This window comes from Cedecea sp. B1(4) (assembly GCF_059414925.1).
The window spans coordinates 307,199-332,470 of record NZ_JCAHMZ010000007.1 but is presented as its reverse complement, the minus strand read 5'-3'; the positions used below and the strand labels follow the sequence as shown (position 1 = coordinate 332,470).

21 protein-coding genes are annotated in these 25,272 nt (G+C 56.8%); 13 read left to right on the top strand and 8 right to left on the bottom strand.

The genetic code is table 11. The features are described 5' to 3' along the window. The first annotated feature begins 5 nt into the window (after window positions 1-5). The 8 genes from ACR6JA_RS16810 to ACR6JA_RS16775 all read left to right on the top strand — a co-directional run bounded on the left by ACR6JA_RS16810 (window position 6) and on the right by ACR6JA_RS16775 (window position 8,474). Complete coding sequence (locus ACR6JA_RS16810) at window positions 6-548, top strand: formate hydrogenlyase complex iron-sulfur subunit (RefSeq protein ID WP_494494229.1); 543 nt, start codon at window positions 6-8, stop codon at window positions 546-548. Then, window positions 548-1,312 carry an NADH-quinone oxidoreductase subunit B family protein gene (locus ACR6JA_RS16805; protein ID WP_494494228.1) on the top strand — a complete coding sequence of 255 codons (765 nt, stop codon included), beginning with the start codon at window positions 548-550 and terminating at the stop codon, window positions 1,310-1,312. Before ACR6JA_RS16810 ends, ACR6JA_RS16805 begins: the two co-directional genes overlap by 1 nt. Continuing rightward, complete coding sequence (locus ACR6JA_RS16800) at window positions 1,312-1,722, top strand: formate hydrogenlyase maturation HycH family protein (protein ID WP_213713474.1); 411 nt, start codon at window positions 1,312-1,314, stop codon at window positions 1,720-1,722. Before ACR6JA_RS16805 ends, ACR6JA_RS16800 begins: the two co-directional genes overlap by 1 nt. Then, a complete protein-coding gene (hycI, locus tag ACR6JA_RS16795; RefSeq protein WP_494494227.1) occupies window positions 1,715-2,197 on the top strand; it encodes a hydrogenase maturation peptidase HycI in 483 nt (160 codons plus the stop codon). The genes ACR6JA_RS16800 and hycI overlap by 8 nt, the downstream gene beginning before the upstream one ends. Window positions 2,198-2,401: 204 nt before the next feature. Beyond that, window positions 2,402-2,947 carry an electron transport protein HydN gene (gene hydN, locus ACR6JA_RS16790; protein WP_008457677.1) on the top strand — a complete coding sequence of 182 codons (546 nt, stop codon included), beginning with the start codon at window positions 2,402-2,404 and terminating at the stop codon, window positions 2,945-2,947. 37 nt (window positions 2,948-2,984) lie between these two features. Continuing rightward, window positions 2,985-5,135: a formate dehydrogenase subunit alpha gene (gene fdhF, locus ACR6JA_RS16785; protein ID WP_494494226.1), complete on the top strand. Its 2,151-nt coding sequence runs from the start codon at window positions 2,985-2,987 to the stop codon at window positions 5,133-5,135. Window positions 5,136-5,215: 80 nt separating this feature from the next. Then, entirely contained in the window at window positions 5,216-7,474 is a 2,259-nt protein-coding gene (gene hypF / locus ACR6JA_RS16780; protein ID WP_494494225.1) for a carbamoyltransferase HypF, read from the top strand. Then, a complete protein-coding gene (locus tag ACR6JA_RS16775; protein WP_494494224.1) occupies window positions 7,452-8,474 on the top strand; it encodes a HoxN/HupN/NixA family nickel/cobalt transporter in 1,023 nt (340 codons plus the stop codon). The genes hypF and ACR6JA_RS16775 overlap by 23 nt, the downstream gene beginning before the upstream one ends. A gap of 39 nt (window positions 8,475-8,513) precedes the next feature. Here ACR6JA_RS16775 and avtA read toward each other — a convergent pair whose 3' ends face one another. The 3 genes from avtA to ACR6JA_RS16760 all read right to left on the bottom strand — a co-directional run bounded on the left by avtA (window position 8,514) and on the right by ACR6JA_RS16760 (window position 12,940). Further along, complete coding sequence (gene avtA / locus ACR6JA_RS16770) at window positions 8,514-9,767, bottom strand: valine--pyruvate transaminase (protein ID WP_494494223.1); 1,254 nt, start codon at window positions 9,765-9,767, stop codon at window positions 8,514-8,516. 268 nt (window positions 9,768-10,035) lie between these two features. Then, window positions 10,036-12,066 (bottom strand): alpha-amylase, encoded by a 2,031-nt coding sequence (locus tag ACR6JA_RS16765; RefSeq protein ID WP_494494222.1) that lies wholly within the window; start codon window positions 12,064-12,066, stop codon window positions 10,036-10,038. 118 nt (window positions 12,067-12,184) lie between these two features. Then, window positions 12,185-12,940 carry a hypothetical protein gene (locus ACR6JA_RS16760; RefSeq protein WP_494494221.1) on the bottom strand — a complete coding sequence of 252 codons (756 nt, stop codon included), beginning with the start codon at window positions 12,938-12,940 and terminating at the stop codon, window positions 12,185-12,187. A 347-nt stretch (window positions 12,941-13,287) separates the two neighbouring features. Between ACR6JA_RS16760 and ACR6JA_RS16755 the strand changes: the two genes are divergently transcribed. After that, window positions 13,288-14,124 (top strand): protein bax, encoded by an 837-nt coding sequence (locus tag ACR6JA_RS16755; RefSeq protein WP_494494220.1) that lies wholly within the window; start codon window positions 13,288-13,290, stop codon window positions 14,122-14,124. A gap of 62 nt (window positions 14,125-14,186) precedes the next feature. Here the strand turns inward: ACR6JA_RS16755 and xylR are convergent, their stop codons facing one another. The 4 genes from xylR to xylF form a co-directional block, all read right to left on the bottom strand. Next, the gene (xylR, locus tag ACR6JA_RS16750; RefSeq protein ID WP_166878899.1) at window positions 14,187-15,365 is read right to left on the bottom strand and encodes a D-xylose utilization transcriptional activator XylR; all 1,179 of its coding nucleotides are present in this window, start codon (window positions 15,363-15,365) and stop codon (window positions 14,187-14,189) included. 109 nt (window positions 15,366-15,474) lie between these two features. Then, complete coding sequence (xylH, locus tag ACR6JA_RS16745; RefSeq protein ID WP_494494219.1) at window positions 15,475-16,656, bottom strand: xylose ABC transporter permease XylH; 1,182 nt, start codon at window positions 16,654-16,656, stop codon at window positions 15,475-15,477. Further along, a complete protein-coding gene (locus ACR6JA_RS16740; RefSeq protein WP_494494218.1) occupies window positions 16,634-18,175 on the bottom strand; it encodes a xylose ABC transporter ATP-binding protein in 1,542 nt (513 codons plus the stop codon). The genes xylH and ACR6JA_RS16740 overlap by 23 nt, the downstream gene beginning before the upstream one ends. A 50-nt stretch (window positions 18,176-18,225) precedes the next feature. Beyond that, window positions 18,226-19,218, bottom strand: a complete 993-nt coding sequence (gene xylF, locus ACR6JA_RS16735; protein ID WP_213713492.1) for a D-xylose ABC transporter substrate-binding protein — start codon at window positions 19,216-19,218, stop codon at window positions 18,226-18,228. A 371-nt stretch (window positions 19,219-19,589) separates the two neighbouring features. Here xylF and xylA point away from each other — a divergent pair, with 371 nt between their 5' ends. From xylA to ACR6JA_RS16715, 4 genes are all read left to right on the top strand, one after another. Further along, window positions 19,590-20,912 (top strand): xylose isomerase, encoded by a 1,323-nt coding sequence (gene xylA, locus ACR6JA_RS16730; protein WP_494494217.1) that lies wholly within the window; start codon window positions 19,590-19,592, stop codon window positions 20,910-20,912. A 45-nt stretch (window positions 20,913-20,957) separates the two neighbouring features. After that, entirely contained in the window at window positions 20,958-22,412 is a 1,455-nt protein-coding gene (gene xylB, locus ACR6JA_RS16725; RefSeq protein WP_213713496.1) for a xylulokinase, read from the top strand. A 258-nt stretch (window positions 22,413-22,670) separates the two neighbouring features. After that, on the top strand, window positions 22,671-23,213 hold the full coding sequence (locus ACR6JA_RS16720; protein ID WP_494494216.1) for an isochorismatase family protein: 543 nt from the start codon (window positions 22,671-22,673) through the stop codon (window positions 23,211-23,213). Continuing rightward, complete coding sequence (locus ACR6JA_RS16715; protein WP_494494215.1) at window positions 23,210-24,133, top strand: GlxA family transcriptional regulator; 924 nt, start codon at window positions 23,210-23,212, stop codon at window positions 24,131-24,133. Before ACR6JA_RS16720 ends, ACR6JA_RS16715 begins: the two co-directional genes overlap by 4 nt. On the opposite strand, the gene ACR6JA_RS16710 is transcribed toward ACR6JA_RS16715, so the two are convergent. Then, a complete protein-coding gene (locus ACR6JA_RS16710; RefSeq protein WP_008457652.1) occupies window positions 24,130-25,125 on the bottom strand; it encodes an acyltransferase in 996 nt (331 codons plus the stop codon). The genes ACR6JA_RS16715 and ACR6JA_RS16710 overlap by 4 nt on opposite strands. Window positions 25,126-25,272: the final 147 nt, after the last annotated feature.

Genomic DNA, 25,272 nt, shown 5'->3' with positions numbered 1-25,272 from the left:
AACGCATGTTTAACTTCATCAAAAAAGCCATCAAGGGCGGCGTGGCAACCGAGTCTTACCCGCTCCAGCCCATTGCCGTCGACCCGAATTTTCGCGGCAAACCGGAGCACAATCCGCAGCAATGTATCGGCTGTGCGGCCTGCGTGAACGCCTGCCCGTCCAACGCCCTGAGCGTTGAGACCGATCTTGCCGCCGGGCAACTGCAGTGGAGCTTTAACCTCGGGCGCTGCATCTTCTGCGGGCGCTGTGAAGAGGTTTGCCCGACGGCCGCCATCAAACCCTCACAGCAGTACGAGCTGGCGGTGTGGAACAAAGCCGACTTCCTGCAGCAGGCCTGCTTCCCGCTGTGTAACTGCCGCGAATGTGGTCGCCCGTTTGCCGTGCAAAAAGAGATCGACTACGCCATTGCGCTGCTTGAGCACAACGGCGATTCCCGCGCGGAAAGCCGTCGTACAGCATTTGAAACCTGCCCGGACTGCAAGCGCCAGCAAAGCCTGGTGTCGTCCGACCGGATCGACTTTAGCCGTCAGATGAGAGAGGCCAGCTAATGAGTAACCTACTGGGGCCGCGCGACCACAACGGCATTCCGGTGCCGATGACGGTGGACGAATCTATCGCCAGCATGAAGGCGTCGCTGCTGAAAAACATCAAACGCTCAGCCTACGTTTACCGCGTGGACTGTGGCGGCTGTAACGGCTGCGAAATCGAGATTTTTGCTACGCTTTCGCCACTTTTCGATGCAGAACGCTTTGGGATCAAAGTGGTTCCTTCCCCCCGCCATGCCGATATTCTGCTGTTTACCGGGGCGGTAACCCGCGCGATGCGTTCCCCGGCGCTGCGTGCCTGGGAGTCGGCGCCCGATCCTAAAATTTGCATCTCCTACGGCGCCTGCGGCAACAGCGGCGGGATCTTCCACGACCTTTACTGCGTCTGGGGCGGGACCGAAAAAATCGTGCCGGTCGATGTGTACATTCCCGGCTGCCCGCCAACGCCCGCAGCCACGCTGTACGGGTTTGCGATGGCGCTTGGCCTGCTGGAACAAAAAATCCATGCGCGCCCGGCAAGCGAGCTGGACGTTGAGCCGGCAAAAATCCTCCACCCGGATATGGTTCAGCCGCTGCGCGTGCGCATTGACCGCGCCGCTCGCCGTCTGGCCGGTTACCGCTATGGCCGTCAGATTGCCGACAGCTACATGACTAACCTGACAACCGGGGGCGATGCCGTTCAGCAGTGGCTGAGCGCGGAAAGCGACCCACGCCTGACGGAAATCGTCACTAACCTTGAGCAACTGGTTCATCAGGAGCGCGTGTAATGAGCGAGTCGGTGGTGTTCTGTCAGCTCAGCCGCAAGTTTGTCGATGAGAACGACAACACCCCGGCTGACGCTCAGCAGGTGGTCTACTACAGCCTGGCGATTGGCCACCATTTGGGGGTAATCGACTGCCTGAAAGAGAGCCTGGTTTGCCCGCTGGAAGCCTATCAGGCGTGGATTGCCACGCTTGAAGCTGACGGCGAGGCCCGGCGCAAAATGAACGGCGTGCCGCGCTACGGCGAAATCGTTATCGACCAGAATCACGTGGTGATGCTGGCCCGGGCGCTGGATGCCGCTAAGCCGACGCAGACCCCGGAACAGCTGGCCTGGAGCCAGGCGCTGCTCGACATGCTGCAGGCCATTCAACAAGAACCCGCCATCTACCTGATGGTAAGGAGACGCTATGACTAAGGTACTGCTTTGCGTAGGCAACAGCATGATGGGTGACGACGGGGCTGGCCCGCTGCTGGCCGAGAAGTGTCAGGCTTCTCCGCAGGGCGACTGGGTGGTGATCGACGGTGGTAGCGCGCCGGAAAACGACGTGGTTGCCATCCGCGAACTGCGTCCGGAAATGCTGCTGATTGTGGATGCCACCGACATGATGCTCAACCCCGGCGAGATCCGCGTCATTAACCCGGACGATATCGCCGAAATGTTTATGATGACCACCCACAATATGCCGCTCAATTATCTGGTCGATCAGCTGAAAGAGGACGTGGGGGAAGTGGTGTTCCTCGGCATTCAGCCGGATATCGTCGGCTTCTACTATCCGATGACGGAGGCGGTGAAAGTGGCGGTGGAGCAGGTTTATCAGCGGCTGGCGACGTGGACGGGTTTTGGTGGGTATGAGCCCCTCGCGATTTCAGAGAGCGAAACGCCTTTCTAGTCTTTCCTCTCACTCTCACCCTCACCCTCTCCCCGTGGGGGAGAGGGTGAGGGTCATTAATGACTACTGTTACCAAAATGACATCGTCAAAAGTGTCGAATATCCCTCTTACCTCTCGTCAAACCCGCTAACCGCGCAGCCTGCAAACCTGGCACGCTTTATGAATAACCCCACGCAATAACACACTTATTGCAGGAGTTCATGATGAACCGCTTCATCATTGCCGATTCTAGCAAATGCATCGGCTGCCGCACTTGTGAGGTGGCGTGCGTGGTCTCTCACCAGGAGAACCAGGACTGTTCGGCGCTGACCCCCCAAACCTTCTTACCGCGTATTCACGTCATCAAAGGCGTGAATGTGTCTACCGCCACCATGTGTCGCCAGTGCGAGGACGCGCCCTGTGCCAACGTCTGCCCTAACGGCGCCATCAGCCGGGACCAGGGCTTTGTCCACGTCATGCAGGAACGCTGCATCGGCTGCAAAACCTGCGTCGTTGCCTGCCCTTATGGCGCGATGGAGGTCGTCGTGCGGCCAGTGATCCGCAACAGCGGTGCAGGGCTGAACGTGATGGCGGAAAAAGCTGAGGCCAACAAATGCGACCTTTGCTACCACCGCGAGGCTGGCCCGGCCTGCCTGGAAGCCTGCCCGACCAACGCCATCCTGTGCGTGGACCGTAACCGGCTGGAACAAATGAGCGCGGAAAAACGTCGCCGTGCCGCGTTAGATGCCCCTGCGGCACTGACTTTCTAATCCCTTTGCATTTCAACTTTTAACAGGTCTGTTACTGATGAAAAAAATTACCAGCGTCTGCCCTTACTGCGGGGCCGGCTGCAAACTGAAACTGGTCGTTGAGAACAACAAAATTATTCGCGCCGAAGCGGCCGGGGGCGTGACTAACCAAAACGAACTCTGCCTGAAAGGCTACTACGGCTGGGATTTTCTTAACGACACCAAACTGCTGACGCCACGCCTGACGCAGCCGATGATCCGCTACGAGAAGGGCGGCAAACTGCAGCCGGTAAGCTGGGAAGAAGCGATTAGCTATACCGCTGCGCGCCTGAAGGCGATCAAAGAGCAGTTCGGCCCTCGCGCCATTATGACCACCGGTTCTTCGCGCGGAACGGGGAACGAAACCAACTTTGTGATGCAGAAATTCGCCCGCGCGGTGCTGAACACCAACAACGTCGACTGCTGCGCCCGCGTTTGCCACGGCCCAAGCGTGGCCGGGCTGCAGGCAACGCTGGGGAACGGGGCGATGAGCAACTCCATCGGCGATATCGAAAACTCCAAATGCCTGCTGGTGGTGGGCTACAACTGCGCCGATTCGCACCCTATCGTGGCTCGTCGGGTGATTAAAGCCAAAAGCAACGGCGCGAAAATCATCGTCTGTGACCCGCGCCGCATCGAAACCGCCCGCATTGCCGATCAGCACCTGCAAATCAAAAACGGCTGCAACATGGCGCTGGTGAACGCCTTTGGCTATGTCCTGCTGGAAGAGCAGCTGTACGACAAAGAGTACGTCGCCAAATATGCCGAAGGGCTGGAGGCTTACCGCGAAACCGTGAAGGACTACGCGCCGGAGGACGTCGAGCATTTAACCGGCGTACCGGCTCAGCTGGTTCGCCAGGCGATGCGCACCTTCGCCGCAGCGCCTTCCGCCACCATCATGTGGGGCATGGGCGTAACCCAGTTCGGCCAGGCTGTTGACGTGGTCAAAGGGCTGTCCAGCCTGGCGCTGCTCACCGGTAACCTGGGCCGTGAAAATGTCGGCGTTGGCCCGGTTCGTGGCCAGAACAATGTGCAGGGAGCCTGTGATATGGGCGTGTTGCCTAACCAGTTCCCCGGCTACCAGGATGTGGTTGATCCTGAAGTGCGCGCGAAGTTTGCTAAATCCTGGGGGATTGACCCGGCGGTGATGGATGACGAAGTTGGCGTGCGCATTACCGAAGTGCCGCACCTGGCGATAGAGGGCAAAATCAAAGCCTACTACATCATGGGTGAAGATCCACTCCAGACCGAAGCGGACCTGGGCCTGGTGCGCAAAGGATTTGAGGCGCTAGACTTTGTGGTGGTGCAGGACATCTTCATGACCAAAACCGCCGAAGTAGCGGACGTGCTGCTGCCGGCGACCTCCTGGGGCGAGCACGGCGGTGTCTTTACCTGTGCCGACCGGGGCTTCCAGCGCTTCGAGAAAGCCATCGAGGCGAAATACAACGTGAAGCGCGACTGGGAAATCATCAGCCTGCTTTCGACGGCGATGGGCTACCCAATGCACTATGAAAACAACCAGCAAATCTGGGATGAGCTGCGTGAGCTGTGCCCGCTGTTTTACGGCGTCACCTACGAAAAAATGGGTGATATGGGGCACGTGCAGTGGCCTTGCCCGACGCTGGACCACCCCGGTACGCCGTATCTCTACAAAGACAGCAAATTCGACACGCCAAGCGGCAAAGGGCAACTGTTTGCCGCCGCCTGGCGTGCGCCCGCCGAAGTGCCTGACGATACCTACCCGCTGGTGCTTTGCACCGTCCGCGAAGTCGGGCACTACTCCTGCCGCTCGATGACCGGCAACTGCGCGGCGCTGCAAACCCTCGCTGATGAACCCGGCTTTGTACAAATCAACCCGCTGGATGCGGACGCGCTAGGTATCAAAGATCGGCAACTGGTCTGGGTTAGTTCGCGTCGCGGCAAGGTTATCAGCCGCGCGGACGTGAACGAGCGCATTAACAAAGGCTCCATCTATATGACCTATCAATGGTGGATTGGCGCCTGTAACGAGCTGACGCAGGATAATCTCGACCCGATCTCCAAAACGCCGGAAACCAAATATTGCGCGGTGAACGTTAGCGCGATTGAGGATCAGGCGTGGGCGGAGAGCTATGCGCAAACGACCTATAACAACATGAAGGCACGGCTGCGCGAGGCGGTGGAAGCGTGATTTTTACCCTCACCTCGGACGGAGGAATCGTGGAGTCTGAACTCGATTTGTCCCCTCTCCCCTCTGGGGAGAGGGCCAGGGTGAGGGGCACCGAATTCCGCATTCGCGGCAAAGTCCAGGGCGTTGGCTTCCGCCCCTTTGTCTGTCAAATCGCACAGCGGCTGAAGCTGATGGGCGATGTCTGCAACGATGGCGAAGGCGTTGTGGTTCGTCTGGTGGCCAGCCCGGAAGCTTTTCTGAGCGAACTGCACGAATACTGCCCGCCGCTGGCGCGCATCGACAGCGTGGCGCAGCAGCCAATTTTCTGGGACGTTTTGCCCCAGGACTTTAGCATTCGCCACAGCGGCCATGGCGCGATGGACACCCAAATCGTGCCGGATGCCGCCACCTGCCCGGAATGCCTGCGCGAGCTTAACGATCCGACCGACCGCCGCTACCGCTACCCGTTTATCAACTGCACCCACTGTGGGCCACGTTTCACCATCATCCGGGCGATGCCTTATGACCGCCCGTCCACGGTGATGGCGGCGTTTCCGCTCTGTGCCGCCTGCGAGGAAGAATATCGCAACCCGATGGACAGGCGTTTTCACGCTCAGCCGGTAGCCTGCCCGGACTGCGGGCCGCAGATCTACTGGCAGCAGGGTGCGCAGCGACTGGACGGCGAGCAGGCGGTTGCCCTGGCCGTTGCCGCGCTGCGTGAGGGAAAAATCGTGGCGGTTAAAGGTTTGGGCGGTTTTCACCTTGCCGTGGATGCCCGTAACAATGTCGCCGTTGAACGCCTCCGGGCGCGTAAGCAGCGGCCCGCCAAACCACTGGCGGTGATGATTGCTACGCCCGAAGGGTTGCCTGATGAGGCCATGGCGCTGCTTGCCACGCCTGCAGCACCGGTGGTGCTGGTGGCGAGTGATTTTTTGCCTGAGCTGAGCGCTGCCGTGGCGCCGGGGCGAAACGAAACCGGCGTAATGCTGCCCGCTAATCCGCTCCAGCACCTGCTGGTTCAGGATTTTGGTGGCCCGCTGGTGATGACCTCCGGGAACCTCAACGGCAGGCCGCCGGCTATCGACAATGTTCAGGCGCTTCAGGATTTGGGCGGTATTGCCGACGGTTTTTTGCTGCATAACCGCGACATTCTTCAGCGCATGGACGACTCGGTGATGCGAGCCAGCGGCGAAATGCTGCGCCGTGCGCGAGGCTTTGTGCCGGACGCGTTTCCTTTACCCACTGGCTTTAAAGACCTGCCGCCGATTCTGGCGTTGGGGGGCGATCTCAAAAATACCTTCTGCCTGGTTCGCGGCGGGCAGGCGGTGCTCAGTCAGCATTTGGGCGATCTGGCGCAGGAGGGCGTGGAGGCCCAATGGCAAAGCTCGCTGGCGCTGATGAGTGAGATCTACGGCTTTAAGGCAGGGCATGTCGCACTCGACGCTCATCCTTGCTACCGCAGCGCGCAGATTGGGCATGACATGGCGCTTCCGGTTACCGAGGTGCTGCATCACCACGCCCACGCGGCGGCCTGCCTGGCCGAACACGGCTGGCCGCTGAGCGGCGGTAACGTCATTGCCCTTGCGCTGGACGGCATTGGCTATGGCGAAGCCGGCAAGCTTTGGGGCGGCGAATGCCTGCTGGTGAATTACCGGCGCTGTGTCTCTCTCGGCGGATTGCCGGCCGTGGCGTTGCCGGGGGGAGATCTGGCCGCCGTGCAGCCGTGGCGTAACCTGCTCGCGCAGTGCGAGGCATTTGTGCCCGGCTGGCAGCGTTATCCCGAAACGGAGGCGGTGCGGGCGCAGGCGTGGCGACCTCTGGCAAAAGCGGTGGATCGCGGAGTTAATGCCCCACTAGCCTCATCCTGCGGGCGGCTGTTTGATGCCGTTGCCACCGCGCTCAACTGTGCGCCTTACCAACAAAGCTATGAAGGCGAAGCCGCCTGTCGCCTTGAAGCCCTGGCGCTGGACGCTGGCCCCTGCTCGCACCCTGTCACGCTGCCGTTGGTGAACGGTCATCTCGATCTGGCGGCCTTCTGGCGGCAATGGTTTGGCTGGCAGGGCGAGGCCGGAGCGCGGGCCTGGGCGTTTCACGATGCCCTGGCGAAAGGCCTGTCGGCGCTGGTTCGCCATCATGCCCTGCTCACCGGCGTGACCACCGTGGCCTGCTGCGGTGGCGTGCTGCACAACCGGCTGCTGCGCGAGCGCCTGGCGTTCTATCTCTCCGATTTCACCCCTCTCTTCCCGACGCGGCTTCCCGCCGGTGACGGGGCGCTTTCCCTGGGGCAGGCAGTGGTTGCCGCTGCCCGCTATTTGAACCACCACAAGGATAAAAAAGATGTTAATGCGTGTTCTTCGTGACAACCCGCGCGCCGGCCTGCTACTGGCGGTTTTAGTGGCTGCTAACTTTGCTGCCTGGGCCTGGGCGCTGGCGGCGTTTAACCACAGCTCGGCGCTGATGGCGGCTAGCCTGTTGGCCTGGTGCTACGGCCTGCGCCACGCGGTAGACGCCGACCATATCGCCGCGATTGATAACGTCACCCGCAAAATGATGCAGCAGGGCAAACGCCCGTTTGGCGTGGGAGCCTGGTTCTCGTTGGGTCACTCCAGCATTGTGATTCTGGCTTCTGTCGCCATTGCAGCTACTGCTGCGGCTTTCCAGCAAAAAATGGACTGGTTCCATGACGTTGGCGGCGTGATCGGCACCGCCGTGTCGGCCTGCTTCCTGCTGGCGATGGCGCTGGTTAACTTGGTCATCCTGCGTGGCGTGTGGCGCAACTTCCGCCAGCTTAAACGCGGTGAACCGCTGGCTGCAGATGCGACGGAAATGACCGGCGGCGGCATGATGAGCTGGCTGTTTAACTCTGTTTTTCGCCTGATCGGCAAAAGCTGGCACATGTACCTGGTCGGCTTCCTGTTCGGCCTCGGCTTTGACACCGCCACCGAAATTGGTGTGTTGGGCATTTCTGCCGCCAGCGCCTCCAGCGGCATGTCCATCTGGTCGATTCTGGTATTCCCGGCGCTGTTTGCCAGCGGCATGGCGCTGGTGGATACCCTCGACAACGTGATTATGGTGGGTGCCTACGGCTGGGCGTTTAACAAACCGCAGCGCAAGCTCTACTACAACATGACGATTACCGGCACTTCTGTGGTGGTGGCGTTGTTTATCGGTGGGCTTGAAGCGCTGGGCCTGCTGGCTGATAAATTCCAGTTAGAGGACGGGGTCTGGCAGTGGGTTAGCGCGCTCAACGACAACCTCGGCAACGCCGGATTTGTTGTGGTCGGGCTGTTTATCGCCTGCTGGGGGATTTCGATGCTGAACTACCGCTGGAAAGGCTATGACGCTTTAGTGGTGAGATAAGAAAACGGGGCATTAAGCCCCGTTTTACATTGTTACTCGTTATTCGGCTTCCGCCCAGGCTCGCTCAATCTCTTCAGCCAGGATTTTCACCCCTGCCTCGATCTTTTCCGGCTCCGGGACATAGTTCATGCGCATGCACTGGTGCGTGTGCGGCCACGGCTTGTCCAGCCCCGGGAAGAAGTAATCGCCCGGCACCATCAGTACGCCGCGCTTTTTCAGGCGCTGGTACAGCAGCTCGGTGGTGATCGGCAGGTCTTTAAACCACAGCCACAGGAAGATAGCGCCTTCCGGCTTGTGGATCAGGCAGCGTTCCGGCGACAGATAGCGGCGGAGCACGGCGATAGTTTCATGCACGCGCTGGTAGTAGAACGGCTTGATAACCGTTTCAGACAGGCGCAGCAGATCGTTCCGCTTAATCATTTCGCAGGCCATGGCTGGGCCAATGCCGCCCGGCGCCAGGCTGATAATGCCGTTCATGTTACTGATGGCGGAGATGATTTTCTCGTTAGCGATAATGATCCCACAGCGGCTGCCCGGCAGGCCGAGCTTGGACAGACTCATGCACAGGATGATGTTCGGGTTCCACAGCGGGCGGGCTTCGCTAAAGATGATGCCGGGGAAAGGCACGCCGTAGGCGTTATCGATCACCAGCGGAATGCCGTGCTGGTTCGCCAGCGCGTCCAGCTTCATCAGCTCTTCGTCGGTGATTACGTTGCCGGTTGGGTTTGTCGGACGAGATACGCAGATCATGCCGGTATCTTCGCCGATATGCAGGTGTTCGAAGTCAACGTGGTACTTAAACTGGCCTTCCGGCAACAGTTCGATGTTCGGACGAGTGGAGACAAACAGCTCTTCTTCCAGTCCGGCATCCGCGTAGCCAATGTACTCCGGTGCCAGCGGGAAGAGCACCTTTTTGGTGCGACCATCCGCATGACGTCCGGCGAAAAGGTTAAACAAGTAGAAAAACGCGCTCTGACTGCCGTTTGTTAGTGCAATATTCTGTGGTTCGATGTCCCAACCTAGTTCATCGCGCAGCATACCGGCAAGCAGTTTTAGCAGTTCACTTTTCCCCTGCGGACCGTCGTAGTTGCATAGCGTGTCGGTCAGTTTACCGCTGGCCAGCATCTCGGAAAGCAGTTGCTGGAAGTAGTCGTTCATCGCCGGGATCTGCGCAGGGTTGCCACCGCCAAGCATGATGGCGCCTGGCGTGCGCAGGCCGTCGTTGAGATCCTCCATCAGGCGAGTGATGCCTGCATGGCGGGTGAATTTATCGCCGAAAAGTGAAAACGTCATAACGTGGGTCTGCTGAATACTTTTGAAAAGAGGCTAACCATAGCGCTACAAATAACGCCGTGCAAACCCGGTAAGCATAGCCACTGTTGGCGAATATGCTGTGTGATTTGTGCTGTGCAGCAGGATATGTTGAAGCCGGGCGCTCTTTTCAGGGATGTGGCGTTGTTACCCTAACCCTAACCCTAACCCTAACCCTCTCCCTCAAGGGAGAGGGAATAAGCCCTGGCTCCCGCAGCTTGTTTTCTCCCTCGCTGAGGGGCTTTAACGCCTAAGGATTGCCCGCCCACACCACTATCACCTTGTCATCGCCACTGACCCGGCTAAAGGCATAGCCCTGTTTTACGCTCAACGTGGTTTGTTTTCCTGCGCCGATGGCCTGGTGGCGGGCGCGGAACTGGCTCAGCTTCTGCCAGTGGGCAAGCGTCGCGGCCTGTGGGCCGGTGGCATCCTGCCAGTTCATGTCCGAGCGGGTGCCCTGTAGCGGGTCAGAGCCCGTCGGGCCAAACGGCCTTTGGGTTTCATCCCCGTAGAAAATCTGCACCGCGCCTGGCGTGAGCAGCAACAGCTCCGCCGCTTTTTGTCCACCTTCCCTGAACAGGCGGGTGTCGTGGGAGGAGAGGTAGCTCAGCACGTTGAATTGCTGAAGTTTGTCAGACATTTGCTGCCAGGTTGGGTCAATCGTCGCCAGGCAATCCACCGCTTTGGCCGCCTGTTCCTGATAGTCGAAGTTGATCATCGCGTCGAAGCCGCTGGCGTAGTAGTCGCTTTTCATCACGCCGTGTCCCCAGGCTTCGCCCGTCATCCAGAACGGCGCATCGTCGATTTTTTTGTCTGGGTTGGCCTGTTTCCATTCAGCCAATGCCGCGCTGGATTGTGTTTTTAATTGCTGCCAGGCCGCTTTTTCGACGTGTTTTGCCGTATCGACCCTGAAGCCATCAATGCCGTAGTCACGCACCCACTGACTTAGCCAGTGAGTCAGGTAATCGCGAACCGTGTAGCCCGGTATCGCCTTTGCGGCGGTATCCAGCTTGTGGCTGTAAAACGCCGGTAATTCTGCTGGAGCGGTCGCTTCGGTTTTCAAATCGGGCAGGAAGGCGAGCGACATGGTTAAGTCGTCAAAACCGGGATTGTCGTAATCGCCAATATCCGTCCTGATCCAGGCTTTGCCCCACCACTTATCCCATGCGGCCTTGTCGCTGAAGTTGATGTAATCGTTAAAGCTGTGCCAGCTTTGGCCCGGCGCTGGCTTCCAGTCAGTCCAGCGCTCGCCGAGGGTTTTTTTAAGTTCATCACCTTTGAGATAGAGGGCGCCAAACTGGTATTCCTGCATGTCGGCGAGCGTCGCGTATCCGGTGTGATTCATCACGACGTCAAACAGAATGCGGATCCCGCGCTGATGGGCTTCATCCACCAGTCGGCGAAGATCGGCTTCGTTGCCCATGTTGGCATCAAGCTTCGTCCAGTCCTGGGTGTAATAGCCGTGGTAGGCGTAATGCGGGAAATCACCTTTGGTGCCGCCGCCCACCCAGCCGTGAATTTGCTCCAGCGGGGAGCTTATCCAGAGCGCGTTAATGCCAAGCTGCTGCAGGTAATCCAGTTTGCTGGTCAGCCCGGCAAGGTCGCCGCCGTGGAAGGTGCCTATTTCCTGCATGCCGTCTTTATGGCGGCCATAGCTGTGGTCGTTCGCCGGGTTGCCGTTTTCAAAACGGTCGGTGAGAACGAAATAGACCGTCGCATTCTGCCAGCTAAACGGGGCTGGCTTCTCCACGGTGACGGACTCCAACAGCAATAAACCGTCGCTTCCGGCCACCGGCATCAGCGTGATGTGGCCTTGCTTAACCTGGACCGTATTCCCGCTGTAGAAATCCCGCACAACCGACCCTTCAGCAAAAGTGCTGCTGACATCGACGTTGAGCGGCTTTCCATCCCATTTCGGGCACTGCGCCATCGCTTGCAGGGGCTGAATGCTGGCCTCCGGCTGAAGGCTCAGCATCAGCGTTGGCGTCCCGCTGCGGGTATCTATTTGCGCCTGGTACTCTCCGCCGCGGAAAACCCGCCATGTCGGGGCATCCCCGGCGCAAGGCGTCAGGGACAGAACCTGATTAAGTTTGATGGCCTCTGAGGGCTGCCAGCATTGATTATCCTGCGTCAGCCTAAGGGGAAGGGTACTTTTATCGAGGTGTGTTGCGCTGGTAAACAAGCCCGGATTTGTGGCCTGAAAAGCAGAAAGCCCAGGCGCGTTCCAGCCCGCGTATGCAAGGCAGGGCGTGAACAACAGGCAGAGAGAGAGTCGTGTCATACGCATCATCCAGTGAGGATTTATTGCGCAGTTTGCCATGCCCCTGGAAACATGCGCTCATCCTGCCCGTGTGTTTTGCAGGGTGTAGCCGCCGGGGTGAGTGACGGCGTTAACGTTTTTATTTGTTCGTTAACCAGTGGCCGAAGTGGGCGCTCAGCGTGTTGCGGGTGGCGAGCAGCTCATCGATTGTTTTGGTGAGCCTGGCGTTCAGGGTTTCACACTGCTCAAAGCTGTAATGGTTATCGGCGCGCAGATTCTCGAGTTTTTCCTGCAGGATCGCCACTTCCGCTTCCGCTTTGTAGCGCGCTTCCTGCTGGGTTTTAATCAGTTCGTCGGCGGCTTCCAGGCGCTGATGAAGCTCGCCCTTTTCCCGCTGATGTGTCTCCAGCAGCCCGGAGCCGGACTCTTTCTGGCGGTTCAGCAGGCTTTTCAGCTCGTCGATTTCCCGCTGCATCACGCTGCGCACCAGGGCTGATTCTTTCAGGTGCATTTCCTGACTGATATTCAGCGCTTTCTGGAGCTCTGCGACCTGTTTTTCATATCGTTGCAAGCGGGCGGTCGTCTCTACGGTGTTACCCTGAGTGGAGCGCTGCTGGGCTTCTCGCAGCTGGGCAAGCAGGCTGGTGGAGAGTGACTCAGCTTCTCTCAGGCGACGGAGGGTTTCCGGAGAGTCCTGGTAAACCGTTTTGGTTTGCGGCGGTTTTTCACTGATGCGAACAAGATTAACGTTGACTAATGCTGCGCTAACCTCGGCCTGAATTTGCTCTTTATTATGCGCTTTCATACGGTTGCACGCGCTGGCAAGGAAGCTTGCGGCTTCGTTAGCGTTCGCCGTTGCAAAGGCTTTTTTTATCAGGTTCTGCACCAGGCTCATGTTGCCAGTCTTCCTGTATCAAATGTTATTTGAGCGCCTTAACCCCGGTCGTTCCGCCGTCAGGCTATTGCCGCCGCCACCTTAAAAATATAACCAATAATCTCACTCTCTAAATGCGGGAATCATCCTCCGCAGTGCATTTTTTTACTGTGCCGCGAAGTGTGATTAAGCCCCGAATTTTACAATACTTTTTATCACCATAAGAAGTTCATAGGTGACATTGTTTCGGAATAGTACTATTTCTAAAGGTGCTCTGAGCGGTTAATTTTGATATAATTCGCCTCTATTTTTCTAAAACCTTTTAAAAAATAAGGCACTGGAAACGATCGATCCGACCAGGAGAGCTAATGATATCACCCCCATTTCGACGATTCGGGGCCGCGATACTCATGCTGCTGACCGTGGGCTTTTCAAGTCACGCGCTCGCCAGTAAACATGAGCCTAAATCGCACAGCAAGGCCCATATAACGAAAGTAAGCAGCAAGAAAGCGGTAAGCAGTAAACTGGCAAGTAGTAAAAAAGAGTATTCTCGCAATAGTGAAAATGGTTCGCTTCCTGATTTGCGAAAATACCCTTCCGGGACACCAAGGAAAAAAGCGTTTCTCCGGACGGTCATGCCATATATTACCCGCCAAAATGCAGCGATAACTGCCGACCGTAACTGGTTGATTTCAAAGCAGTACGAAAAGCGCTGGTCGCCGAATGAGCGTGCACGTCTGAAAGAAATTACCCAACGCTACAAGGTGGCGTGGCGCGGCAACACCAACCGTGTGCCGTGGAACAGCCTGCTGGAAAAAGTCGATATCATTCCTACCAATATGGTGGCGACAATGGCAGCGGCGGAAAGCGGCTGGGGTACATCCAAACTTGCCCGCAGCAACAACAATCTGTTTGGCATGAAGTGCACCAAGCGCCATTGCAACAGCGAGCCCGGTAAAGTGAAAGGTTACCTGCATTACGGCTCTGTGAATGAAGGCGTGAATGCTTACGTAGCTAACCTGAATACCCATCCGGCCTATTCTTCGTTCCGTAAAGAGCGTGCCAAGCTGCGCAAAGCGGATCAGGAAGTGACGGCTAATAATATGATTCACAAGCTGAAAGGGTATTCGGCGAAAGGCTCAAGCTATAATAACTTCCTGTTCGCGATGTATCAGAGCAACCAGCGTTTAATGCTGCCGAATTAATTCTGATCCCATTTGGACATTTAAATTAATGCCCTCTTCGGAGGGCATTGTTATTTATAGTTTTAAACTAAAATTTCGCTAAAGCGATCGCGGTGTTCTTTAGGCGTGGCGTCATACTCTTTTTTAAATACCGAATAGAAATATTGCAAAGACGGGTAGCCGCACATCTGTGATATTTCATTGATAGATAAAGAAGTTGAAATCAGTAGGCTGCGCGCTTTTTCCAGTTTTTCGGCGTGGATCACCGCGTGAATCGTCTCGCCGACCTCTTCTTTAAAACGTTTCTCCAGGTTCGAACGTGAGATCCCGACCGCATCCAGCACTTGTTCGACCTTGATCCCTTTGCAGGCGTGATTGCGGATGTAGTGCATCGCCTGGATTACCGCCGGGTCATGCAGCGAGCGATAATCCGTGGAGCGGCGTTCCACAACCCTCACCGGCGGCACTAGCACACGCTGGAGCGGCAGGATTTCGCTGTCCAGCAGGCGGTGTAGCAGTTTGGCGGCCTGGTAGCCCATCTGACGAGTACCCTGCGCGACTGACGAAAGCGCGACCCGCGATAAATAACGGGTCAGCTCCTCGTTATCGATACCGATAACGCAAAGCTTTTCCGGGACGGGGATATGCAGGTGCTCGCAGACCTGCAGCAGGTGTCGGGCTCGGGCGTCCGTGACCGCAATAATGCCGGTTTGCGGCGGCAGCGTTTGTACCCAGTCCGCCAGGCGGTTTTGGGCGTGCTGCCAGTTTTCTGGTGCCGTTTCTATGCCCTGATAAACCACGCCCCGGTACTTTTCCTTCGCAACCAATTGACGAAAAGCGTGCTCGCGTTCGGCCGCCCAACGTTTGCCGCTTGAGCCAGGCAACCCATAAAACGCAAAACGCTGCACGCCTTTCTCTTTCAGGTGCAGGAAGGCGCTTTCCACCAGCGCGTGGTTGTCGGTCGCGATGTAATGCACTGCGGGATAGTGCTCCGGCGTGTGGTAGGAGCCACCGACGCCGACAATCGGGACTTCGGCGCCTTCCAGCAAGTGTTCAATCTCCCGATCGTCAAAATCGGCAATCACGCCGTCGCCCAGCCACTCTTTGATATTATCGATCCGGGCGCGAAAGTCTTCTTCGATAAAAATGTCCCATTCTGACTGAGAGGCCTGCAAATATTCCCCCACGCCTTCGACTACCTGACGGTCATAGACTTTATTGGCGTTGAATAACAGCGTAATGCGATGACGTTTCTCAAACATGCCGATAGTTTCCCGTAGCTAACCAGATGTCTGCATATCACAGCCGCGAGCGAGCCGGGGAACGCCACCCGGCATTGTGATCGTTTGCACGTTTTGCCCGCCAGGCACATTACGCCCGGCGTTTGGTCGCAGAATCCATCCACACCGCGAGCAGCAAAATGGCGCCTTTCACGATGTACTGCCAGAAGGTCGGGACGTCCATCATGCTCATGCCGTTGTCGAGCGAAACCATAATAAATGCCCCCATCACCGCACCGGCAACGCTGCCGATACCACCCGCCAGGCTGGTTCCACCAATAACACAGGCGGCAATGGCATCCAGTTCGGCGATGTTCCCGGCGGAAGGTGAGCCTGCTCCGAGGCGCGAGCTAAGAATCAGCCCGGCAATCGCCACCATCAGGCCATTTATAGCAAACACCGCTAGCTTGGTACGCTCGACGTTGATTCCCGAAAGGCGTGCAGCATCAATATTGCCGCCGATGGCGTAGATACGGCGGCCAAACGCAGTTCGGGTAGCCATAAACATCCCGGAGAGCAGCAGCAGCGCAAGGATCAATACCGGCGTGGGCACGCCGCGATAGTCGTTCAACAGCCAGATGGCGCCGAGTACGATCACGGCGGTGATTGCCTGGCGGCCAACAACGCTACCCGACGCGGGCGCGGCAAGGCCCAGAGCCTGACGGCGAATGCGTAGGCTCCATTGCCAGGCAATAAAGCCCATCAAACCGATAACGCCAACGGTAAAGCCAATGCCATCTGACAGGTAGCTTTGCCCGATTTGCGACATGGCTCCGCTAGTAGGCGACACGGTGGTGCCATTGGTGATGCCGATTAAAATTCCCCGAAACGCCAGCATGCCCGCGAGCGTGACGATAAACGACGGTACTTTGCGATAGGCAATCCACCATCCGTTCCATGCCCCGAGAACCAGGCCCAGGACCAGCGTGACAACAATTGTGAGTGGCAGAGGCCAGCCGAGCCAGACGTCAAAAATGGCTGCTACGCCGCCCAGAAGACCCATCATTGAGCCAACCGAGAGGTCGATTTCAGCCGAAATAATGACGAACACCATACCCACCGCGAGGATGCCGGTAATAGCCGTTTGCCGAAGCAGGTTGGAGACGTTGCGGGCGCTCAGGTAAGCGCCGTCCGTTTGCCACGTAAAGAACAGCATGATGACGAGGATGGCGGCAATCATGACAAAAACCTGCAAATTCAGCGATTTTAATGCCCCAACGGAGGCGCGGCCTGGTGCCGTCAGTTTCATTTCAGACAAATTGCTTTTCGACATGGGGGTCACTCCTCAGGGCGGCTTCCATGACCTTTTCCTGGGTCAGATTATGGTTAATCAAATCGGCTTTAATGCGGCCTTCGTGCATCACCAGTACGCGATCGCTCAGGCCGAGCACTTCCGGTAGTTCAGAGGAGATGACAATGACGGCGATCCCCTGCTGCACCAGTTGATTGATAAGTTTGTAGATCTCGTATTTCGCGCCAATGTCGATGCCTCGAGTGGGTTCATCGAGTATCAGGATGCGCGGATTGAGCAACAGGCAGCGGGCAAGAATTGCTTTTTGCTGGTTCCCACCGCTCAGGCGGCCAATCGCCAGGCTGGGCGATGACGTTTTGACTTTCAGGCGTGTCAGCGACTGCAGCATGCAGTGCTGCTCTTGCGCTTCATCCAGGCTGCTTAGTGCGCCAGTAAACTGACTCAATGCGGCAAGCGTGATGTTTTGCCCCACGGCCATGACCGGCACGATGCCGTCCTTCTTACGATCTTCTGGCACCATGGCGATGCCGTGAGCGATAGCCTGCTGACAGTTATTGATACGAACCTGCTGCCCGTCGATGTAGATCTTTCCTTCCCAGCGCCCCTGCCAAACGCCAAACAGACACTGCACCGCCTCGGTTCTTCCGGCCCCGACCAAACCGGCAATGCCCAGGATTTCCCCTTTTCGCAGAGAAAAAGAGGCATCGTTGACCCGCTTGATGTGTCGGATGACCGGGTGCCATGCGGTAAGGTGTTCGACGCGCAGGATCTCATCGCCGGTTTGGTGAGGTTCACTGGGATACAACGCCGTCAGTTCCCGGCCAACCATCATGGTGATGATATCGTCCTCGCTCATCTGCTTAGCTTCGCGGGTGCCGATGGGCTGCCCGTCACGAATCACGCAGATGGTGTCGGAAATGGCTTTTACTTCATTGAGCTTGTGGGAGATATAAATACAGGCGATGCCGTGCGCCTGCAGATCGCGAATTATCCCGAGCAGTACGGCGGTTTCCTGCTCGGTGAGCGAAGCGGTGGGTTCGTCCAGAATCAGCAACCGCACCTGCTTGTTCAGCGCCTTCGCGATCTCAACCAATTGCTGCTGCCCCAGCCCTAAATCTCCTACGCGTGTTTCCGGGGAGAGCGTAAGGTTCACCTGGGCAAGCAGCTTCTGGCAGCGTAACGTCATGGCATCGAAGTCGAGCAGGCCGTGGCGAGTAATTTCTACGCCGAGGAAGATGTTTTCCAGCACCGTAAGATGCTTCACCAGCGCCAGTTCCTGATGAATGATGGCGATGCCTTTGCGCTCAGTGTCGCGAATGTGACTCGCCTGCAGCGGCTCACCGGCAAACCAGATCTCACCTTCATAGCTGCCGTGAGGGTAAATACCACACAGCACTTTCATCAGCGTGGATTTGCCTGAGCCATTTTCACCGCACAGCGACATCACTTCTCCAGCGTCCAGGGCCAGACTCACGTTATCCACGGCTTTTACTTGCCCAAAGGATTTGGTGATGTTTTTCATTTCCAACAAATGAGGCATAAGGCTCCTCCTGGTGAAAGAGAAGGCCCGCGTATGCGCAGGCCCGGTGGCTACAGATCGCTCTTTTTGTGGAAACCGTCGGCAATGACGGTGCTGTCGATATTGGTTTTTTCCACCTCAATAGGCGTCAGGAGGCGGGAGGGAACATCTTTCAGGCCATTATTTAATGTGGCATCTGCGGCTGGTTTTTTACCTTCACCCAGCTCGACGGCAATTTCGGCAGCGGTATCTGCCAGTTTGGTAATAGGTTTATAGACGGTCATTGTTTGGGTGCCAGCAATAATGCGCTTAATGCCCGCGAGATCGGCATCCTGACCTGAAATAGCCACTTTCCCCGCCAGCCCCTGCGCGCTAAGCGCCTGAATTGCGCCGCCCGCAGTGGCGTCGTTGGAGGCGACAACGGCATCAATCTTGTTATTGTTCGCGGTCAGGGCATTTTCCATAATTTTCAGCGCGTTTTCCGGCAGCCAGCCGTCAACCCACTGATCGCCGACGACTTTAATTTTTCCATCGTCGATATAAGGCTTTAATACTTTCATCTGCCCGGCGCGGAATAATTTCGCATTATTATCCACCGGCGAACCACCCATTAAGAAGTAATTCCCCTGCGGCACTTTACTCACAATGCTTTTTGCTTGTAATTCACCGACTTTTTCATTGTCGAAAGAAATATAAAAATCAATGTCAGCATTATTAATCATGCGGTCGTAGGCGAGCACTTTAATGCCTTCGCGTTTAGCTTCTGCAACCACGTTACTTAATACCTGGCCGTTGTAGGGGATAATCACTAATACATCAACGCCGCGGTTAATCATATTTTCAATTTGCGACATCTGGGTTTCTTCGTTGCCATTAGCGGACTGCACAAAAACTTTCGCCCCCAACGATTCCGCTTTTTTCACAAAAATATCGCGATCTTTTTGCCAGCGCTCCAGACGAAGGTCGTCAATCGCCATACCGATTTTCACTTCTTTTGCGATGCCGCTTACGCTGGTCAGGATAAGTGAGGCACATAGCGTAACTAAGATGTTCTTTATCTTCATGTTATTTACCTGTAGGGGGAAAGTGGCTTATCGGAATAAAGAGTGATTCATATCAGCAGACGGTTTGAATTGTTATCGCTCCGGGACGCGGCTTCAATTACTGATTTTTATCTTCGCGTTATGTTTTTTTGTTTAATCGTAAAATTATGATGGCGATCTGATTTCATATTGAATGACCAGCCTGTTGCACTAATTTATGGAAGCAGTTACGCGACGTTTATTTATTATTTTATTCGTTTTTTGCGAGGTGACGCACATTTGAGTATTCTCTCAATCCCAGAGTGAAATAACGTAATTGAGCAACCGTCAGGGAAAACTCAGGATGAGCTGACCAGCTATCCTGCCGCAGTTTTCTGATGACGGAGTTAACTATGCAAGCTTATTTCGACCAACTCGACCGCGTGCGTTTTGAAGGCCCTAAAACCACCAACCCACTGGCGTTTCGTCACTACAATCCGGATGCATTAATTCTTGGAAAACGCATGGAAGAGCACCTGCGTTTTGCGGCCTGCTACTGGCACACATTCTGCTGGACGGGCGCGGATATGTTCGGCGTGGGTGCTTTCGAACGCCCGTGGCAGCAGGCCGGAGACGCGATGGTGCTTGCGAAGCGCAAGGCCGACGTGGCGTTTGAGTTTTTCCAGAAACTGGGCGTGCCGTATTACTGTTTTCATGATGTTGACGTGTCGCCTGAAGGCTCGTCGCTTAAGGAATACCTGAACAATTTTGCACAGATGACGGAAGTCCTGGCGCAAAAACAGCAGGACAGCGGCGTGAAGCTGCTGTGGGGCACGGCTAACTGCTTTACCCACCCCCGCTACGGGGCTGGGGCGGCAACGAATCCCGATCTCGAAGTGTTTACCTGGGCGGCGACGCAAGTCGTGACGGCAATGAACGCCACGCATCAACTGGGCGGGGAAAACTATGTGCTATGGGGCGGGCGTGAAGGGTATGAAACCCTGCTGAATACCGACCTGCGGCAGGAGCGCGAGCAAATCGGGCGATTTATGCAAATGGTCGTTGAGCACAAGCATAAAATCGGCTTCCGTGGCACGTTGCTTATCGAACCGAAGCCGCAGGAACCGACCAAGCATCAGTACGATTACGACGTGGCGACGGTCTACGGCTTCCTGAAGCAGTTTGGTCTCGAAAAAGAGATAAAGGTTAACATTGAGGCTAACCACGCGACGCTCGCCGGTCACTCATTCCACCACGAAATCGCCAGCGCGATTGCACTGGGTATTTTTGGCTCGGTGGATGCTAACCGGGGCGATCCGCAGCTGGGCTGGGATACCGATCAGTTCCCGAACAGCGTCGAGGAAAATGCGCTGGTGATGTATGAGATCCTGAAAGCTGGCGGGTTCACGACCGGTGGCCTGAACTTTGACGCCAAAGTGCGCCGCCAGAGTACCGACAAATATGACCTGTTTTATGGTCATATCGGCGCCATGGATACGATGGCGCTGGCGCTGAAAGTGGCTGCCCGCATGGTTGAAGACGGCGAGCTTGATAAACGTGTCGCCAAACGCTACGCCGGGTGGAATAGTGAGCTGGGCCAGCAAATTCTTAAAGGGCAGATATCGCTCACGCAGCTGGCGCAGTACGCTGAGCAGCACAAGCTGGCCCCGCAGCATCAAAGCGGACATCAGGAGCGGCTGGAAAACCTGATTAATCACTATTTGTTCGATAACTAAACTTGCCTGCGCCGCTGAAAAGCGGCGCGATATTAAGGAGCTACCATGTATATCGGCATCGATCTTGGCACCTCAGGCGTGAAGGCGATCCTGCTCAGTGAAGCAGGTGAGGTGATGGCTACATGCAGCGAGCCGCTGACTGTATCCCGGCCTCATTCCCTGTGGTCCGAGCAAGATCCCGAACACTGGTGGCAGGCAACGGACCGTGCAATGCGGGCGTTGGGCGTGAAACATGCACTCAGCGGTGTAAAGGCGATTGGGCTTGCGGGTCAGATGCATGGGGCAACGTTGCTGGACAGCAAACAGCGCGTACTCCGCCCGGCTATCCTTTGGAACGATGGCCGCAGCGGAGAGGAATGTGCGTTGCTGGAGAGCAACGTAGAAGAGGCAAGAGCGATCACCGGCAACCTGATGATGCCCGGCTTTACCGCGCCTAAGCTTTTGTGGGTCGAGCGTCATGAGCCTGAGATCTTTGCGCAAATTAATAACGTGCTGCTGCCGAAGGATTATCTGCGTCTGAGAATGACCGGAGAATTCGCCAGCGACATGTCCGATGCGGCAGGCACGATGTGGCTGGATGTCGCGAAGCGCGACTGGAGTGACACGATGCTCGACGCCTGCCGTCTTTCCCGGCGGCACATGCCTGAATTGTTTGAGGGCAGTGAAATAACCGGTGTACTAACGCGAGAAGTTGCAGATGCCTGGAAAATGCCTGCTGTGCCCGTTGTGGCTGGCGGGGGCGACAATGCCGCAGGGGCTATTGGTGTCGGCATGGTTGATGCCGGACAGGCAATGCTATCGCTCGGGACATCCGGGGTTTACTTTGCCGTCAGCGACGGTTTCCGTAGCAGGCCGGAAAGTGCAGTACACAGTTTTTGCCATGCGTTACCTAACCGCTGGCATTTGATGTCGGTGATGCTCAGTGCGGCCTCCTGCCTTGACTGGGCGGCTAAACTCACTGGCCTCGGCAGCGTACCGGCTCTACTGGCGGCGGCGGAACAGGCAAATCAGGACGCCGGCGTGGTTTGGTTCTTGCCTTATCTTTCCGGGGAGCGTACTCCGCATAATAACCCGCAAGCTAAAGGTACCTTTTTTGGTCTGACCCATCAGCACGGCCCCGCCGAGCTTGCCCGCGCGGTGCTGGAAGGTGTGGGCTACGCGCTGGCGGACGGCATGGACGTTGTGCACGAATGTGGCATTACGCCGGACAGCGTCACGCTGATTGGCGGCGGCGCACGTAGCCCGTACTGGCGGCAAATGCTGGCGGATATTAGCGGCCAGGTGCTGGATTACCGCACCGGCGGCGACGTTGGGCCCGCGCTTGGGGCGGCGCGCCTGGCGCAAATCGCGCTCTCACCGGGCCAGTCTTTACAGACTCTGTTACCTCAGCCGCCGCTGGAGCAAAGGCATCAGCCTGATTTGGCTCGCCACCAGCGCTATGCCGGGCGGCGCCAGGTCTTTAACCAGATTTATCAGCAGCTGCTGCCGCTGATGTCCTGAGTGTCGTGTTCATTTTCCCCTCACCCCAGCCCTCTCCCCAGAGGGGAGAGGGAGAAAACAAAAGCTATGGGAAATCGTGTTTATTTCCTCTCCCTTCCAGGGAGAGGGTAAGGGTACAAATTGCGGTTGAAGAAGATGCCGGACGTACAGCGAGCCGTTCATCGTCTCAAACCAACACTATCCTGTCCGTTTTTGGTATTAGCAACCGTGAAATCCCTTGTCAGAATGGTTTTAACCTCACTAACAAGGAGTCCGAAAATGTCACGTACAGCGCTGATCAATATTGATACCCAGCAGTCTTTCTTTCACCGGGATTATTGGCGGGAGGATGATGTCCCGGCGTTCCAACAGGCGATGCTAGCACTCATTGCAGGCTGCCAGCAGAAAGGCGTGCCGGTGGTGGATATCTTCCATGTGGATGAAGACGATGTCTTTTCGCTGGCCTCCGGGTTTGTTACGCCGATGCCATTTTTACGCCATCAGCCTGCGGTCAGTTTCCAGAAACACGTCCACAACGCATTGACCGGTACCGGGCTGGATCATTGGCTCCGTGCCCGAGACATCAACCACCTGATTATCTGTGGGATTCGCACCGAACAATGCTGCGAAACCACTGCGCGGGTGGCCTCCGACCTGGGCTACCGGATTTCTTTTGTTAGCGAGGCGATGCTGACCTTCCCGATGACCTGGAAAGGCGTTACGCTGGACGCCGCCACCCTGCGGCACCGCACAGAAACCGTGCTGGCAGGGCGGTTCGCCGAAATTCAAACCGTAGCCGAGTGCCTGGAGTCGCTGGAATGAGTGTAGGGGTCTGGTTTGTGGTGCTGCCAGGGGTTTTGTCCCTCGATCTGAGCGGCCCGGCGGAAACGCTGATGCTGGCGAGGCGCGCGTTTGATCTGCACTACATTGGCCCGGACCCTGAGGTCGAAACCTCTATCGGCCTGACGTTCAGCGGTATTCAGCCGTTACCTGAGACCCTTCCCGCCGGGAGTCTGCTGGTGCTGCCCGGTGTATGCGATTCAAACCGCTTTTTTTCCACGCCGCAGGCGGAAGAAGTCCGCCGTTGGTTAACCCGGCTGCAGCCGCAAATCCACAGCCAGCAGCTTAATCTGATGTGCGTTTGTTCCGGGGCGCTGCTGGCAGCCCGTGCGGGTTTGATGCACGGCATTCAGTGCACAACGCACCATGACGTGCTTGAAAGACTGAAAGCCGCTGCGCCGGGCGCGCAGGTTAAAGATAACCGCATTTTTGTGGAAGATCGCGGTATATGGACCAGCGCAGGGATTACATCGGGGATCGATCTCGCTTTGCATTTGGTTAACCGCTACTGCGGCCCACGGATGGCACTCGATGTTGCCAGAGAGATGGTGGTCTGGTTCCGCCGTTCAGGAGACGACCCGCAGCTTTCGCCCTGGCTTCGCTACCGGAACCACATTCACCCGGCGGTGCATCGCGCGCAGGATCTGCTTTCGGCTGCACCTGAGGCTGCCTGGCCGATCCCGGAAATTGCTAACCGGGTTCACGTCAGCCCCCGACATTTATCCCGCCTTTTTCAGCATCACCTGGGCATTTCCGTGCGCGACTACCTGGAACAGCTCCGGCTGGCGGTGGCGGAACAGCGGCTGCAGCAGGGGCAGCGTATGGAACAGGCCGCCAGCGCCGCCGGGTTTTCCTCTCCGCGCCAGCTTCATCGGGCCAGAGGCCGCAGCCGCGACGCTTAGCTCACCAGCTTTTTGCGGTCGAGTTTTCCCAGCCCAACGGCCAGCAGCAGGCTGCCCGCCAGCGTCGCGCCGAAGATCCACAGAATATCCAGCACTGGCCAGTGGGTCAGCTCGATATTATGGGTACGCAGGTAATGGATAATCAGCGCATGAAACCCATAAATACCCAGCGAGTAGCGTGAGATAAACGTCAGGCCCGGCAGCGGGCGCTGGTTCAGGCAGTTTTTGGCGACGACCAGCAGGCTGATGGCGGCGATAAACACCAGCGGGCCGCAGTAGACGTAAAAGGTTTCGGCGAAGTTTTTGTTGATTTCCAACTGCCGATGAGTGCCCAGTGCAATGGAGATGACGCAAATCACAAACAGGCCGCCTGCCAGGCCGCTGACGCCTTTTCTTTGGGTTTCGAGCATCCCAATCGCCCGGCCAAGCAGCCCATAAAGCACGTAATAAAAGGTGTCGCCGTTGATGTAGAGGTTAACGGGCAGCCAGCGCATATTGCCCACCGTCTGCGGCACAGTGTTGGGGTTGGCCACCACGCCGAGCAGCACCATCAGCCCCAAAATTGTCACGGCACTGACTTTCTTCACCTGTATCAGCGGTGAAAGCAGGTAAATCACCATAATCGCGAAGAAAAACCACAGGTGGTAGAACACCGGCTTGACCAGGATGTAGCGTAGTGCAAGGCCTGTGCTGATGGGGGTAAACAGCCAGATATACAGCAGCGCAATGGCGCTATAAAACAGCAGGCAGCTGGCTATCCGTAGAAAGTGGCGCTGCTGCGCGCTGCGTTCACCAAAAAACAGGTAGCCGGAAATCATGAAAAACAGCGGGACGCTGACGCGAGAAGCCGAGTTCAGAACGTTTGAAAAGTCCCAACTGAACGCGGTGACAGTGTGTGGATTCGTGATGTACCAGGTTGTGGTGTGGATCATGACCACCATCAGGCAGGCGATGCCCCGAAGGTTATCTATCCAGTTTATTTTTTGCTGCATTCGTCCCTCTGAACCCGCTTGCTTACCCGTGTCCGGAAATGTCTGAGTTTACCCGGCGCATCTTGCTATCCCCGTGGCGGCTTCGCAAAATGCCTGCTGCACGAGGAGTTGATATAAGAAACCGAGTTTAACGTACTGGTAGCGAAT